Raw genomic sequence first — 13,906 nt, forward strand, 5'->3', positions numbered from 1 at the left:
AGAGAACCGGGTGCGGCGCTCTCACAATCCCGTGCGTTTCTGCAGCAGATAGATATCCATGATCCAGCCGTGATCGGCCCGCGCACGGGCGCGGGTGTCCAGAATCTGCTGCGCCACGTTGGTCAGAGGTCCCTTGATCAGTAGTTCCTCCTTCATACCCACATAGGCGCCCCACCAGATGTCATAGTCTTGCACCTCAAGGCTTTGGAACGAGCATTCGCCGTCCAGCATAACCGCTACTTTCGAGGCATTTACAGGCCAACCTTCATCCCGAATGCGGCGACCCGTGGTGACGACATAGGGCGCGCCCAAATCGTTGATCGGAATCGCATGGGCCGCCGTCAGCGCCTGCAGCGCTGTGATGCCGGGGATCACTCGGGTGCCCGGCTGTGGATCCAGTCGCGAGGCGATCCGCAGCGAGCTGTCGTATAGCGATGGGTCGCCCCAGATTAGTAGTGCTACATGTTGCGCCTCTGGATGGCCTTGGATCGCCTCGTTCCAGCGCAGGGCAATCGCGTCGTGCCATTCATCCACACCGCGCAGGTACCCATCGTCCGAGCGACGCTTCGGGATGTCGAAATAGGCGATCTGCGGCGGCGTGTCGGTTACGGCGCCGATGATCTCTTCCCTCAACCCGGCCAAGTCAGCCTTGTTCTCGCCCTTGCGGGGTATCAGGATCAGGTCCGCATCGCGGATCGCCTGCGCGCCCTGAAAGGTCACGTGATCCGGGTTGCCGGTGCCGATACCGATCAGGGTCAGATCATACATCGTCAAACTCTGCCAGCGGACCATAGAGGATCAGTGCCGGGGCGGTGCCAATTTCGTTTGCCAGTTTTTCCGACAATGCGCCGATGGTGGCGCGATGCAGTTTCTGATCAGGGGTCGAAACGGACTCAGCCATCAGGGCAGGGGTGTCCAACGGCAGGCCATGCTCGTGCAAGGTCTCGACCAACAGGGGGAATGTCCGCTTGCCCATGAACACGACCGTGGTTGCATCTGGATCGGCCAGCGCGAGCAGGTTCAGGTCTTCCGGTAATTGACCGCTGACATCATGGCCGGTGACGAATTGCACTCGACGGGCGGTCAGGCGTCGCGTCAGAGGAATGCCAGCCGCAGCTGCGGCGGCCACGGCAGAGGGGATGCCGGGGATGATCTCGTATTCGATCCCGGCTTCGCGCAGGGCAACCAGTTCTTCCTCAAGCCGTCCGAACAATCCGCCATCGCCGGATTTCAACCGCACCACGCGGGCACCTGTCTTGGCATAGTCCACCAACAGGCGGCTGACATGGTCCTGCTTGGGCGAGGGCCGCCCGGCGCGTTTGCCCACACCGACCAGATCCGAATCTTTGCGTGCGTGCTCCAGAATCGGGCCGCTGCTCAGGTCGTCAAACAGAACCGCGTCGGCCTTTTGCATCCGGTCGACCGCTTTCAACGTAAGCAGTTCCGGATCACCGGGGCCTGAACCGATAAAGGAAACGAAGCCGCTCATGCCGTGGCCTCCGCAATCAGGTGGAAGAATGTTCCAGTGACGTTGCCACGCACCGATCCGGTTTGCGGCCCCTCGGCTCCTTCGGCATCAAAAACCCGGGCCAGCGGTGCGTCCGGTTGTTCGACAATCGATGAATAGTGGAACTCATGCCCGCGTAGAGCCGCGCCGGACGCATAGCCCGGCATCGGGGCCAAAAGTTCCGCCTTGCGATATCCAAGGTTGAACTTGCGCTTCTCATACGAGGTCACCAGCCCCAGCAGACCGGCCATCTGGTGCTGAACACCTTCTTTGTCGATTAGCGCCTGGCCCAGAGCCATGTACCCGCCGCATTCTCCGTGAACGGGTTTGGTTTCAGCGTGCTTACGCAACCCGGTCAGGAAGGTCCTTGCTGCGGCCAACGCCCCAGCGTGCAACTCGGGGTACCCACCGGGCAGCCAGACCAGATCAGCATCCTCTGTCGGGGCCTCATTCGCCAGCGGTGAAAACGGCAGAATCTCGGCCCCTGCGGCGCGCCAGCCTTCTAACAGGTGCGGATAGGTAAAGGAAAACGCGGCATCCCGGGCCAACGCGATCCGTTGCGCCGGAGGGCGCGGCAGCGCGGTTGACGATGGCCCCTTCGGGCCTGAGGAAGCCGCCGCCTTGATGGCCTCCAGATCCACGTTTTCACGCAAAAACGCCGCATAACCGGCAATCGCGCTTTCCAGATCGGGGTGCTCAACCGCCTGGATTAGACCCAGATGGCGTTCTGGCAAAGTCAGGTCTCCGCGACGGGGCAAAACGCCCAGAACCGGCAGGCCCGCCCGCTCCATCCCCAGCCGCGTCAGCCGCTCATGCCGAGGGCTGGCGCAGCGGTTCAGGATTACGCCCGCAAACGGCAGGTCCGGGTTATACATCCGAAACCCCAGCGCCGTGGCCGCAGCCGATTGCGCCTGACCACCCACATCCAGCACCAGCACAACAGGCCAGCCCATGCGCAGTGCGGTCTCGGCGCTCGACCCGTGCCCCAGCTCTCCGGGCTTGGCGACGCCGTCGAACAGCCCCATCGAGCCTTCGGCGACCACGATATCAGCACCCTCGGCCTGCGCCGATATGGCGCTCAGCAGCGGACCGCCCATCGCCCAACTGTCCAGGTTGAACGAGGCCCGCCCCGCCGCCGCTTGATGAAAAGCCGGGTCGATATAGTCCGGCCCGCTCTTAAACGGTTGAACGGCCAGCCCGTCCTCTGCCAGCGCCCTTAGCAGGCCCAGCATGACTGTGGTTTTACCCGTGCCCGAAGAGGGCGCAGAAATCAGAAGGCCCGGAGGGTTAGTCATCGCCGTGGCTCCAGCTTGACCATGGGCTGTCAGCGCTTTGCGGACGATAGCGGCGGTCGTAGTCCTTGGAATACAGGCAGCTTTCGTCAAAGCCTTCGCCAGCCAGCGCGGGCCCGACCATGATCAGCGCGGTGCGCGAAATGCTCTCGTCCAGCGCCTCTTTCAAGGTGGCCAGAGTGGCGCGGATAATCCGCTCGTCCGGCCAGCTGGCACGATACACGACGGCGACCGGGCAATCCGCGCCATAAGCCGGGGTCAGGTCGGCGATCACCTTGTCCAGATTGCCGATCGATAGGTGAATGGCCAGAGTCGCTCCGGTGCGGGCGAAGTTTTCCAGCGTCTCGCCTTCGGGCATCGACGACGCGCGTCCGGGTGTCCGAGTCAGGATCACAGACTGCGCCAATCCGGGCAGAGTCAATTCAGCGCCAAGGGTAGCAGCCGCAGCGGCAAAGGATGGCACACCGGGAGTAACGCTGACCGGGATGCCCATCTCTTTCAGGCGGCGGAGTTGTTCACCCATCGCCGACCAAACCGAAAGATCACCGGAATGCAAGCGCGCCACATCCTGTCCGGCCTTATGCGCGGTTTCGATCTCGGCCATGATCTGGTCCAGGTCCATCGGCGCGGTGTTGATGATCTTTGCACCCTCGGGGCAGTGGCTCAGGATTTCCTCGGGCACCAGTGACCCGGCATACAGGCACACCGGGCACGAGGCGATGATATCGCGCCCACGTAGGGTCAGCAGGTCGGCGGCGCCCGGTCCGGCGCCGATGAAATGAACGGTCATGTTTGTCCTCCGATGGCGACGGCGCAGGTGGCAAGCCGGTCGTGCGAGATATGTCTGGGTGAAGTCAGTCGCGCGCCGGATCCGGCGGCGGCAAGAGCGGATGCCTCGGCCACGCTGCCGGTGCCATAGGTGGCGCGACTGCGGTTCGAGCAGGTGAGGGTGCGCTGCCCGGCCAGATCGGCGGGCGCGATGAAATGCAGGGGCAGGGCAGAGGTCGCAGCGAATTCGGTAAGAGCGGCGTGGCCTTCTTTGTCAGCGACAGTAGCCAACGCGTCGATGGCCTGGCCCGCGCTGGCGCGGTCGAAGGCCGCGCGCAAGCTGTCCACCGTGGCCGTCGAAGAAAATCCCAATCCCGCGACGATCATAGGGTGACGCTCCACTGCACCACTGGATAGGCGGACTTCCAACCGCGACGGGGGCCAAGCGCTGCAGCCAGCGCAAGTTCAATGCGTAGCAATTCACCCCCCAGCTTGTCATGCCACTGTGCCAAAAGCGCCTCGCTTTCCAACGTCACCGCATTGGCGACCAGCCGAGTACCCGCAGGCAGAGCGCCATGCAGCCACTCCAGCAATTCGCTGCTTAGTCCGCCGCCGATAAAGACAACATCAGGTGGGGCAAGTTCGGTCAGTACAACCGGCGCGGTGCCGTGCAACACATTCAGACGGTCTTGTCCCAGTGCATCGGCATTGCGGCGAATGCGTTCGGCGCGATCTGCGCGGGGCTCGACGGTGGTGGCCGTCAGAGTCGGATCACACATTAGCCACTCGATGCTGATCGAACCGGTGCCACCGCCGATATCCCACAGATGCTCGCCGCGCTGCGGCGCCAGCGCCGACAGAGTCAGCGCGCGAACCGGGCGTTTGGTGATCTGACCATCGGTCTCAAAGATCTCGTCCGGTTTGCCCGAGGCCTTCGGGAATGCCCGCCCTTCGCCCGCGACTTCAAGCCCGACGCAGACCGGGTGGTCAAAGCTGCCCAGTAAAGCTTCAGTCAGTGACACGGACCGTGCGCGTTCGCGAGGCCCGCCGAGGGCTTCCATGACGTGCAGGGCACTGTCCGCAAATCCGGTCTCGGTCAGGTAGGTCGCCAGTTCCGCCACCGCAGCGCCGTTGCGCAACAGGAGGATGGCGCGCAGGCCTCGTGCCAGATGCGGCCGCAGCCGGGTCAACGGTGCGGCGTGCAGGCCGAAAGTCAGCGTGCTTTCCAACGGCCAGCCCAACCGTGCTGCGGCCAGAGAAAAGGTCGACTGGCCGGGCAGGGCGGCCCATTCTCCGGCCTCGAAATTGCGCGCGATGACCGAGCCCGCACCGAACCAGAACGGGTCGCCTGAGGCCAGAACAACGGTTGGTCGTCCCCGGAATTCGGTCAGGATCGGCAAGCCGTCAGCGAAAGGTACTGGCCATTCCACCCGCTGTGCGGTGGTCTCGGGCACTAGCGACAAGTGGCGCGGCGGGCCCATGATGATTTCGGCACGTTCCAGCACTTGACGGCTTGCGGGCGGCAGGCCATCCAGTCCATCTTCGCCCAAACCCAGAACGGTCAGCCACGGAGATTCATGCATGACACACATCCTGATCCTTGGTGGCACGACCGAGGCCAATGCACTGGCCAAAGCTTTTGCCGAACAGGGCATTCCAGCCACCTATTCCTACGCCGGTCGCGTTGAAAACCCACGCCCGCAGCCCTTGCCGGTGCGTATCGGAGGGTTTGGCGGTGTTAACGGATTGGCAAATTACCTGCGGGACCACTCGGTGACTCATGTGGTTGATGCCACCCATCCGTTTGCCGCGCAGATGAGCGGGAACGCCATTCAAGCGTGCCGCGACGCCCAAGTGCCTTTGGCCGCGCTGACCCGCCCGGTATGGACGGCTCAGGAGGGTGACAACTGGCATCACGTTGCGGATATCAACAGCGCGGTCGCCGCTCTGTCCGGTGCGCCGCGGCGCGTCTTTCTGGCCGTTGGACGAATGCATCTTGAGGACTTTGCCGCCCAGCCCCAGCACCACTACCTGCTGCGGTTGGTCGATGAACCGGGCGCGCTGCCATTGCCGGACTGTGATGTCGTTGTTTCGCGCGGGCCGTTCACCGTTGAGGATGACCGTGCGCTGATGCAGCAGCATGGCATTGAGTTGGTGGTGTCCAAGAACGCAGGCGGCACCGGCGCGCGCGCCAAGTTGGACGCCGCGCGGGCGCTTGGCGTGCCGGTGCTGATGATCGACCGTCCAGCCCTGCCGCAGCGGACCGAACTGTCGAGTGTCGCACAGGTTCTGGACTGGCTGGTTCATTCTGTCGTGAACCTCGGAGTGTAGACGATCGGGGTGCTGTCCCGCTCGATCAAGCGGGTCAGGGACGAACCAACGATGACCACGGTCTGCATGTCAGCCATATCGGGCGTTGCTTCGGCCAGCGTTGAAATCCGGATCGCTTCATCCGCGCGGGATACGGCGCGAGCGAACAGAATCAGGCGCTCGGGCTCGCACTCCTCACGCAGAATTTCCAGCGTCTTCACAAAGCCTTCGGGACGGGACTTTGAGCGCGGGTTATAGAACGCCATCGCGAAATCCCCCTGCGCGGCAAGACGCAGGCGTTTCTCGATCAGCGACCAGGGCTTCAGGTTGTCGCTGAGGTTGATGGCGCAGAAATCATGCCCTAGAGGCGCGCCTGCCCGAGCCGACGCCGCCAGCATCGCGGTGATGCCGGGCAGGACGTCGATGGGGATGTTACGCCATTCGGCGGGGCCGTTCTCCAACGCTTCGAACACTGCCGCCGCCATGGCAAAGACACCGGGATCGCCCGAGGAGACGACAACCACGCGTTTGCCTTCGGCCGCCATTTGCAGCGCGTGCTGCGAGCGGTCGATTTCGACCCGGTTGTCGCTGGCGTGCAGCGTCAAGCTGGGGCGTTCTGCCACGCGCGCGACGTAGGGGATGTAGCCAACTATATCCGTGGCCTCGGCCAGTGCGGCGGAAACCTCGGGTGTCACCAGATCCTCGTTGCCGGGCCCGAGGCCTGCGATTTTGACCCAACCGCTCATGGCCGTCGCCCCTGACCATGCACGATGATGATCGAGAAATAGGGGGTGACCTTGTCGCAAGTATCAGACAGCTTTGTCACGGTCTGGTTCGGCATCTGGGCAAATTCCACGATCCAGGCGCGGTCATACAGACCGGCCGTTTTCAGCGCCCGCTTCACCTTGTCGATGTTGCGTCCGATCTTCATCACAACCAGAGCGTCGGTCTGCGCCATACGCTGCGCCAGATCGTCCTCGGGCAGAGTGCCGACCAGCACGGTCAGCACATCGTCGCCCCATGTGATCGGGTCGCCGGTCGCCGTCCATGCACCGGACATGCCGGTTATGGCGGGCACGACCTCTACCTCAGCTTCATCTCGCAAGCGGCTGTAAAGATGCATGAAAGAGCCGTAGAAAAACGGATCTCCCTCACACAGGACCACCACATCCTCGCCCTTATCCGACAGGGTTTTCAGATGCGCGGCGCAGTCTTGGTAAAAGGCCGAGAGCAGTTCGTTATAGCGCGGATCGGTCACCGGAATTTCGGTGGTGACCGGGTATTCCATAGGGAATTCCACCGCGTCGCCGGGGATCATGCCGTTGACGATCTTGCGCGCCTGACCGCTGCGTCCGGGTTTACGAAAAAAAGCCACGTGGCGGGCATTGCGCAGCAAACGGTCGGCCCGGACGCTCATCAGGTCTGGGTCACCGGGGCCGAGGCCAACACCGTATATCTTGCCCGCGCTCATTCGGCGCGGCTCGCGATGGCGTTGACGGCGGCTACGGTGATGGCGCTGCCGCCCAGACGGCCTTTGACGATGCAGGACGGCACTGGTTGCGCCTCCCACAGAGCGTCCTTGGATTCGACCGCGCCGACAAAGCCCACCGGGCAACCAATGATGGCAGCGGGGCGCGGGCAATCGGGGTCTTCCAGCATATTCAGCAGGTGGAACAGCGCGGTTGGCGCGTTGCCGATGGCGACCACAGCACCTGCCAGATGCGGGCGCCACAGTTCCAACGCTGCGGCGGAACGGGTGTTGCTCATCTCGGCGGCCAGCGGGCGCACGCGTTCGTCATGCAGGGTGCAGATCACCTCGTTATCGGCGGGCAGGCGAAAGCGGGTCACGCCCTCGCTGACCATGCGCGCGTCGCACAGGATCGGCGCGCCGTTTTCCAGAGCGGTGCGGGCGGTTGCCACAAAACCGGGCGAGAAATGGACAAACTCTTCCAGCCCAACCATCCCGGCAGCGTGGATCATGCGGACAGCGACCTGCTCTTCGTCGGCATCGAACCGGGCCAGATCGGCCTCGGACCGGATGGTGGCAAAGCTTTCTTTGTAGATCGCCGCGCCGTCGGTTTCGTATTCATAGGGCATCAGGTGAAGTCCATGGTCATAAGTGTTTCTTCGGTCAGGCCGTGCTGGCTGGGCTCATCCCCCGCACGACCCTGTTTGACAAGATCAAATCGTCCGTTGTGGCCGACTAAAGTGACATCAGCCGCGCCCATCCGGGCGCATCCTTTGGCGCAGCCCGAGACATGCAGACTGCCGCTGATGCGCGGTGCAAGTGCGCGTGCGATCTCGCGTGTCTCTACTTGCGCCTGCGGGCAGAATGGCGCGCCGGGGCATGCATCGGTTGTCATCAGCGGGTCGGAGCCATCGGTTACAAAGGCCGATGCGGGGATCGCCGCTCCGCCTTCCAGCAGGATCAGCCGCCATGGGGTCACGCGCAGTGCTGACGCGCCGGTGTCTTCGATCAGGCCAAATAGCCGCCGCGCGGGCAGTTGTCCAAAGGCCGCGCCGTATAGCGCGCCCAAAGCACAGGCTCCGGGTTGCAATGGCGCGCCGATGGCCGCCGGTGCGCTGCCCTGCCAGTCCTGCGGCAAGCCCTGCGCTGCAACCACCCGCGCCATGCGGCGTGTTTCGGTTGTCAAATGCTCGGCGAACCACTCGGCCAGAGCTATCGCTCGGTCGATGGCGTCCGCTTCTGTCACGCGGCATCCGGTTTCGCACCCGTCGGCGCGTAGGATCAGACCTTCGGCACCGGTCTCAAGCCGGATATCCGCCGAGTCTCCAGCCATTAGACGTTCGGGGCCGGTATCGATGGCAAAGCCGAATTTCGCAGGCAGGGCAGGCAGTTCGCCCAATCGGTTGATCAACTGCTGCGTCAACCGGGCGGTCAGGTCACCTGTTTCGTAAAGGGGCGATACAAGGATATTACGCCGAACTTCGATGCCGGGTTCCGCGTCCAGCAGGTCCAGCGCTGCCAGTTCTGCCAGTAACAACTGATGATCGGCCTCTTTCACGCCCCGCAATTGCAAGTTGGCGCGGTTGGTCAGGTCGATGGTGCCATTCCCGAACCGTTCTGCCAGTTCACAAAGACCAAGCGCCTGCGCGGCGCTTAGCCGGGCCAGCCGAGGACGCACCCGCACCACCAAACCATCGCCCGACATCATCGGGCGATGTGCGCCAGGGCACCAGCCTTGGACGATTGGTGCGCTCATTCCAACCCCTCCAGATTGGCGCGGATCGAATTGCGGCGTGTGTTCCAAAGCCCGGCTTCCAGCAGTGCAAGGAACCTATCCTTCATGGCTTGGTGGGCCAGTGGGTTGGCCTCTTGCAGGAAGGCGTCAACCTCTTCGTCGCCTAGAGTCGCATCGTGGTACAGGTCGAAAAGATGCGGTGCGACGGTGTCGGACAGATGCGCGAACGAGGCCATGTGATCCAGCGTCGCGGCGATCTCGGCAGCGCCGCGGAACCCGTGACGTTGCATACCCGAAATCCAGCCGGGATTGGCGGCCCGGGCGTGTACAACGCGGCTGATCTCTTCGGGCAGGGTGCGGGCGCGTGGGTTTTCCGGGTTCGTGTTGTCCAAATGGTAAAGCTGCGCGCTGCCACCGGTGATCTTCTTGGCAGCGGCGAACCCAGCCTCATGCGTGGCATAGTCATTGGCCAGCAGCAGATCGGTCTCGGTCAGGTCCTGCAGGTGCACGAAACTGTCGGCACTGGCGACGCGCTGGGTGATGCCATCCTTGTCTTGCGCGATATGCTCGCCTTCCAGCGCGAAGGAACTGGCCTCCAGCCATGCTTCCCCCGCCTGTATGCGGGCCTCATCCGTATAGGTCTCGGACAGATGGGTCATGTTCAGGCCATAGCTGCCTGGTGCCGGGCCATAGACGCGAGCGGCCGGGGCCTGACCTGCATAGGGGTTCCAATCCATGGCCTCATCGCGCTGCGCGAGCGCCCGTACGGCCTGACCGAACAGCGCCGACAGCGTTGGGAAGACATCGCGGAACAGGCCTGAGACGCGCAGTGTCACGTCCAGGCGCGGGCGACTGAGGTCCGTAATCGGCAAAACTTCGATGCCGGAAACACGCTCGGAGCCCTTGTCCCACACTGGTTTCACGCCGAGCAGGTGCAGCGCCATGGCGAATTCCTCTCCGGCCGTGCGCATTGTGGCCGAACCCCACAGATCGACGATCAGCCCTTTGGGATAATCGCCTTCCTCTTGCAGATGCCGACGCACCAATTCCTCGGCCAGTTTCACGCCCTGCGTATAAGCGGCGCGCGTCGGAACCGAGCGCGGATCGGTTGTGTAGAGGTTCCGCCCGGTCGGTAGCACATCCGACCGACCGCGATAGGGGGAGCCGGATGGGCCAGCTTCGATCCGATTGCCGGCCAGGGCGTTGATCAGGGCACTGCGTTCGGCATGGGCCGAGGGCGCGAGATCGAAATTGCCTGTTACCTCGGGCACGCGGCCAAAGATGTGCAGACCGTCACCGAACTGGCTTTCCTTGATGTCACAGACAAAGCGGTCGATGCGGGTGATTGCCTCGGCGGTGCAAGTGGCCTGATCGAGTCCCAGATCGCTTTCCAGCCCGATGGCCTGTGCTTCGTTGCGAATGTCTTCTTGCAGTCGATCGCGGCGCTTGGGGTCCAGCCCGTCGGCGTTCGAGAACTCGTCCAGCAACGATTCCAGCCGCACCATCCGATCCGGCGTGCCGCTTTCTTTCAGGGCGGGGGGGATGTGACCCAGCGTGACGGCCCCAATCCGGCGTTTGGCTTGCGCGGCTTCGCCGGGATCATTGACAATGAAAGGGTAGATGACCGGCAGATCACGGATCAGCGCCTCAGGCCAGCATTCGGCGGACAGGGCGACTGATTTGCCGGGCAGCCATTCCAAGGTGCCGTGCGCGCCGATATGGATCAGGGCGTCCGCGCCCAGCCTTTTGCGGAGCCACAGATAGAACGCGACATAGCTGTGGCGTGGAGTGCGCGAAAGGTCATGATAATCGTCATCGCGCAGTTCAGGCGTGCCGCGCTCCGGTTGCAACGCAACCAGCGCCTTGCCACGGCGCAAAGCGGTAAAGTGGAACGCACCATCCAGGAAGGCCGGGTCATTCTCAGGGTTGCCCCAGACGGTTTGCAGATCGGCGCGCAGTTGATCGGGAATCTCGGTCAATGCCGCTTGGTAGTGGTCCAGTGACCACGAAATGCGAGCGTTCAGCAGAGTTTCGGAAATCGGCTCTGCTGGTGCGGTGTCAAAGCCTTCGCTTTGCAGGTCGGACAGCATCGCCTCGGCCGAAGCCAGCGCGTCGAGGCCCACCGCATGGGCCATCTGCCAATCCTTGCCGGGATAGGTGGACAGCACCAGCACGGGAACTTGATCCGCCTTGGGCTTGTCGTGAAGGTTCAGCCAGCCGGTGACCCTGTCGATGATGGCCTCAATCCGCTCAGGTTCGGCGCGATGGGCAAAGCGGGAGTATTCCAGATGCAGATCGCGTTTGCCCGGTTCTTTGAACGAGGCAATGCCCGCCGATATCCGACCGTCCACCTCGGGCAGCACCACATGCATAGCAAGGTCGGCGGGCGACAGGCCCCGTTCCGCCTCGGCCCAGGCTTTGCGGCGCGAGGTGGCGAGGGCGACTTGAAAGACGGGCACGTTCGCCGCGTCCAGAGGTGACGTGCCCGAAGCGCCTTTGCCCGAGAATGAGGTGGCGTTGATAATCGCCGAGGGTTCCAGCGCCATGACCTGTTCGCTTAGCCACGCAGCGGCTGCGGGCGCTTTCAGCGAAGGCGCGAACAGCCCAACCGCGTCCAGCCCCCGGTCGCGCAGGCTGCGGATCAATGCCGAGACCGGGGCCGTATCGGCCGAGGTCAGGTAGGCGCGGTAGAAGGTGACGAGGATACGTTTCGCATCGCCTGTGAACGCCGTGTCCACCGGGATCACACCGCGATCCGGACACCACACGCCGCAATCCGGCAGCGTTTTGGCGCCCATAACCGGGCCCGCATAAAGACCCGCCGCCAACGCCATCTGCGCCAAGGCGGCCTGCGCCGCGACTTCGCCACCCGTGTCGCAGAGATGCGCCAGCCGCCGTAGGGTTGAGACGGGAAGGGTGGAATACTCATCCAGCCGCGTGTCCTCGCGGCCGTCGGCAGGCAGGACGGCCAAAGCAATCCCCTTGGCCTGCGCCAGAGCCAGAACCTGCTGCAGACCGTAGGACCAGTAAGGAACACCACCGATCAGGCGGATCAGGATGCCCTTTGCGCCCTCCAGCGTCTGTTCCACGTAAGTATCGACGGACAGAGGGTGCTTCAGCGCGGTCAGGTTGGCCAGACGCATCGTGGGCATCCGCCCCTCGGGGCCGCCACCGCGATGCCAGCCCGCCGCGAAAGCGCCAAGGTCGCTGTCGGAAAAGGACAGCACCACCAGATCCGCCGGGCTCTGGCCCAGATCGGTCGGGGTTTCGGTTTCTTCTAACCCGTGGCTTTCGCGGAAGACGACATGCATGGTTTATTCGGCGGCCTCGGTCACACCCACCAAGATATCGCGGATCGCGGCCTCTTTGATGTCGTCATGCTCGGCGATCACGACCAGACGCGAGCGACGCTCTTCACCGGGCTCCCACGGGCGGTCGTATTGGTGACGGACGCGGGCCCCAACGGATTGCACCAGCAAGCGCATCGGTTTGCCCTGAACAGCGGCATATCCTTTAACGCGCAGGATGTTCATCTCAATTGCCAGACGTTCGATCTTGGCGACCAGATCGGCGGGGTCGGTTTGTTCGGGCAGTTCGACGATGATGCTTTCGAAATCGTCATGCTCGTGATCGTGGTGGCCGTCGTGATGTGACGGACGGGCGTCCATGTCGTCTTCGGCAGCAGCTTCCAGACCAAGAACGACGCGCACGTCCACGGCACCTTCGGCGACTTCGACGACAGGCAGGGTACGTGGAGCTTCGGCAGCGATGATCTCTTTGGCTTTGGCCACGCCTTCGGGGCCAGCCAGATCGGGCTTGGTCAGCAGGATGATGTCGGCGCAAGAGATCTGATCCTCGAACACTTCGGACAGGGGCGTTTCGTGGTCGATCGAGTCATCGGCCAAGCGCTGGGCATCCACGGCCTCGACATTCGGGGCGAAACGTCCGGCCGCGACGGCCTCGGCATCGGCCAGAGCGATCACACCGTCCACGGTGATCTTGGACCGGATATCGGGCCAATCGAAGGCCTTCAGCAGCGGCTTGGGCAGGGCGAGGCCGGAGGTTTCGATCAGGATGTGATCGGGGCGCGGTTCCAGAGCCATCAGCGCTTCGATAGTCGGAATGAAGTCATCGGCCACGGTGCAGCAGATGCAGCCGTTTGCCAGCTCCATGATGTTTTCGGCAGGGCAGTCAGGAATGGCGCAGGATTTCAGGATTTCGCCATCGACGCCAACGTCGCCGAACTCGTTGACCACAACGGCCAGACGCTTGCCCTGCGGATTCTGCATCAGGTGCTTGACCAGAGTGGTCTTGCCCGAGCCCAGAAAGCCGGTGATCACAGTGACGGGGAGTTTCTCGAGGTTGCTCATTTCAGGGCTCCAATCGGGGGAATACGGGCCGCACAGTTTTTGCGGAAATGTTCGGGGCGTTCGCGCCATTTGACTAAGCCGTCTTCGGTCGCGAGGTACTTGGTGGCACCTTCCACGATGGTCTCGACATGGTCGTTTTCGTTGAGGTGCTCGTAGACAAATGTCCAGCGATCCGGCCCGCCTCGCAAAACGATGGAACAGCCCTCATCACAGTTCGACAGGCATTCCACGGCATTCAGTGTGATGCCCTCAGGCAGATCGGCCTGTTCCAACGCTTTATGCAGTAATGTGCCGGGCCGTTGCGCGTCGTCCTCGACGGGCAGGCCGCGGCGGCACGTGGTACAGACCAGCAGCTCGACTGGTGCGGTCTCGGTCATGTCTCTCATCCCCCCAAATCCTCATCGCGGGGGACGGGGTTTCATGCGGGCCACGTGTTGCGACATGGACCCGACACCG

14 protein-coding genes are annotated in these 13,906 nt (G+C 63.2%); 1 reads left to right on the plus strand and 13 read right to left on the minus strand.

Annotated features, from left to right (window positions below; all coding sequences use genetic code 11):
* Positions 1-21 precede the first annotated feature (21 nt).
* Genes cobF through cbiE form a run of 6 tightly spaced genes read right to left on the minus strand, consistent with a single transcriptional unit; the run spans position 22 to position 5,150 of the window.
* Positions 22-768, minus strand: coding sequence for a precorrin-6A synthase (deacetylating) (gene cobF / locus ACR0ER_RS03990; protein ID WP_480767823.1), 747 nt, complete (start codon positions 766-768; stop codon positions 22-24).
* On the minus strand, positions 761-1,489 hold the full coding sequence (gene cobA, locus ACR0ER_RS03995) for a uroporphyrinogen-III C-methyltransferase (protein ID WP_480767824.1): 729 nt from the start codon (positions 1,487-1,489) through the stop codon (positions 761-763). Before cobA ends, cobF begins: the two co-directional genes overlap by 8 nt.
* Positions 1,486-2,802, minus strand: a complete 1,317-nt coding sequence (locus ACR0ER_RS04000) for a cobyrinic acid a,c-diamide synthase CobB (RefSeq protein WP_480767825.1) — start codon at positions 2,800-2,802, stop codon at positions 1,486-1,488. The genes cobA and ACR0ER_RS04000 overlap by 4 nt, the downstream gene beginning before the upstream one ends.
* Positions 2,795-3,589 (minus strand): precorrin-4 C(11)-methyltransferase, encoded by a 795-nt coding sequence (gene cobM, locus ACR0ER_RS04005; RefSeq protein WP_480767826.1) that lies wholly within the window; start codon positions 3,587-3,589, stop codon positions 2,795-2,797. The genes ACR0ER_RS04000 and cobM overlap by 8 nt, the downstream gene beginning before the upstream one ends.
* On the minus strand, positions 3,586-3,954 hold the full coding sequence (locus ACR0ER_RS04010) for a cobalamin biosynthesis protein (RefSeq protein ID WP_480767827.1): 369 nt from the start codon (positions 3,952-3,954) through the stop codon (positions 3,586-3,588). Before ACR0ER_RS04010 ends, cobM begins: the two co-directional genes overlap by 4 nt.
* A complete protein-coding gene (gene cbiE / locus ACR0ER_RS04015) occupies positions 3,951-5,150 on the minus strand; it encodes a precorrin-6y C5,15-methyltransferase (decarboxylating) subunit CbiE (protein WP_480767828.1) in 1,200 nt (399 codons plus the stop codon). The genes ACR0ER_RS04010 and cbiE overlap by 4 nt, the downstream gene beginning before the upstream one ends.
* Here cbiE and ACR0ER_RS04020 point away from each other — a divergent pair.
* Entirely contained in the window at positions 5,149-5,898 is a 750-nt protein-coding gene (locus ACR0ER_RS04020; RefSeq protein WP_480767829.1) for a cobalt-precorrin-6A reductase, read from the plus strand. The two genes, cbiE and ACR0ER_RS04020, sit on opposite strands and share 2 nt — an antisense overlap.
* Here the strand turns inward: ACR0ER_RS04020 and cobJ are convergent.
* Genes cobJ through ACR0ER_RS04055 form a run of 7 tightly spaced genes read right to left on the minus strand, consistent with a single transcriptional unit; the run spans position 5,871 to position 13,827 of the window.
* Entirely contained in the window at positions 5,871-6,623 is a 753-nt protein-coding gene (cobJ, locus tag ACR0ER_RS04025) for a precorrin-3B C(17)-methyltransferase (protein WP_480767830.1), read from the minus strand. The two genes, ACR0ER_RS04020 and cobJ, sit on opposite strands and share 28 nt — an antisense overlap.
* Positions 6,620-7,348, minus strand: a complete 729-nt coding sequence (locus ACR0ER_RS04030) for a precorrin-2 C(20)-methyltransferase (protein WP_480767831.1) — start codon at positions 7,346-7,348, stop codon at positions 6,620-6,622. The genes cobJ and ACR0ER_RS04030 overlap by 4 nt, the downstream gene beginning before the upstream one ends.
* Positions 7,345-7,974, minus strand: coding sequence for a precorrin-8X methylmutase (locus ACR0ER_RS04035; RefSeq protein ID WP_480767832.1), 630 nt, complete (start codon positions 7,972-7,974; stop codon positions 7,345-7,347). The genes ACR0ER_RS04030 and ACR0ER_RS04035 overlap by 4 nt, the downstream gene beginning before the upstream one ends.
* A complete protein-coding gene (gene cobG / locus ACR0ER_RS04040; protein ID WP_480767833.1) occupies positions 7,974-9,101 on the minus strand; it encodes a precorrin-3B synthase in 1,128 nt (375 codons plus the stop codon). Before cobG ends, ACR0ER_RS04035 begins: the two co-directional genes overlap by 1 nt.
* Positions 9,098-12,391, minus strand: coding sequence for a cobaltochelatase subunit CobN (gene cobN, locus ACR0ER_RS04045; RefSeq protein WP_480767834.1), 3,294 nt, complete (start codon positions 12,389-12,391; stop codon positions 9,098-9,100). The genes cobG and cobN overlap by 4 nt, the downstream gene beginning before the upstream one ends.
* A gap of 3 nt (positions 12,392-12,394) precedes the next feature.
* Complete coding sequence (gene cobW / locus ACR0ER_RS04050; protein ID WP_480767835.1) at positions 12,395-13,450, minus strand: cobalamin biosynthesis protein CobW; 1,056 nt, start codon at positions 13,448-13,450, stop codon at positions 12,395-12,397.
* On the minus strand, positions 13,447-13,827 hold the full coding sequence (locus ACR0ER_RS04055) for a DUF1636 family protein (protein ID WP_480767836.1): 381 nt from the start codon (positions 13,825-13,827) through the stop codon (positions 13,447-13,449). The genes cobW and ACR0ER_RS04055 overlap by 4 nt, the downstream gene beginning before the upstream one ends.
* Positions 13,828-13,906 lie beyond the last annotated feature (79 nt).

The organism is Ruegeria sp. CH8 (assembly GCF_056536985.1).

What these genes read in the sequence shown, in the direction of transcription:
- cobG (WP_480767833.1), bottom strand. Translation starts at nt 9,101, where the DNA reads ATGAGCGCACCAATCGTCCAAGGCTGGTGCCCTGGCGCACATCGCCCG.
- ACR0ER_RS04030 (WP_480767831.1), bottom strand. Translation starts at nt 7,348, where the DNA reads ATGAGCGCGGGCAAGATATACGGTGTTGGCCTCGGCCCCGGTGACCCA.
- ACR0ER_RS04020 (WP_480767829.1), top strand. Translation starts at nt 5,149, where the DNA reads ATGACACACATCCTGATCCTTGGTGGCACGACCGAGGCCAATGCACTG.
- cobN (WP_480767834.1), bottom strand. Translation starts at nt 12,391, where the DNA reads ATGCATGTCGTCTTCCGCGAAAGCCACGGGTTAGAAGAAACCGAAACC.
- cbiE (WP_480767828.1), bottom strand. Translation starts at nt 5,150, where the DNA reads ATGCATGAATCTCCGTGGCTGACCGTTCTGGGTTTGGGCGAAGATGGA.
- cobJ (WP_480767830.1), bottom strand. Translation starts at nt 6,623, where the DNA reads ATGAGCGGTTGGGTCAAAATCGCAGGCCTCGGGCCCGGCAACGAGGAT.
- cobA (WP_480767824.1), bottom strand. Translation starts at nt 1,489, where the DNA reads ATGAGCGGCTTCGTTTCCTTTATCGGTTCAGGCCCCGGTGATCCGGAA.
- cobM (WP_480767826.1), bottom strand. Translation starts at nt 3,589, where the DNA reads ATGACCGTTCATTTCATCGGCGCCGGACCGGGCGCCGCCGACCTGCTG.
- ACR0ER_RS04035 (WP_480767832.1), bottom strand. Translation starts at nt 7,974, where the DNA reads ATGCCCTATGAATACGAAACCGACGGCGCGGCGATCTACAAAGAAAGC.
- ACR0ER_RS04010 (WP_480767827.1), bottom strand. Translation starts at nt 3,954, where the DNA reads ATGATCGTCGCGGGATTGGGATTTTCTTCGACGGCCACGGTGGACAGC.
- ACR0ER_RS04055 (WP_480767836.1), bottom strand. Translation starts at nt 13,827, where the DNA reads ATGACCGAGACCGCACCAGTCGAGCTGCTGGTCTGTACCACGTGCCGC.
- cobF (WP_480767823.1), bottom strand. Translation starts at nt 768, where the DNA reads ATGTATGATCTGACCCTGATCGGTATCGGCACCGGCAACCCGGATCAC.
- cobW (WP_480767835.1), bottom strand. Translation starts at nt 13,450, where the DNA reads ATGAGCAACCTCGAGAAACTCCCCGTCACTGTGATCACCGGCTTTCTG.
- ACR0ER_RS04000 (WP_480767825.1), bottom strand. Translation starts at nt 2,802, where the DNA reads ATGACTAACCCTCCGGGCCTTCTGATTTCTGCGCCCTCTTCGGGCACG.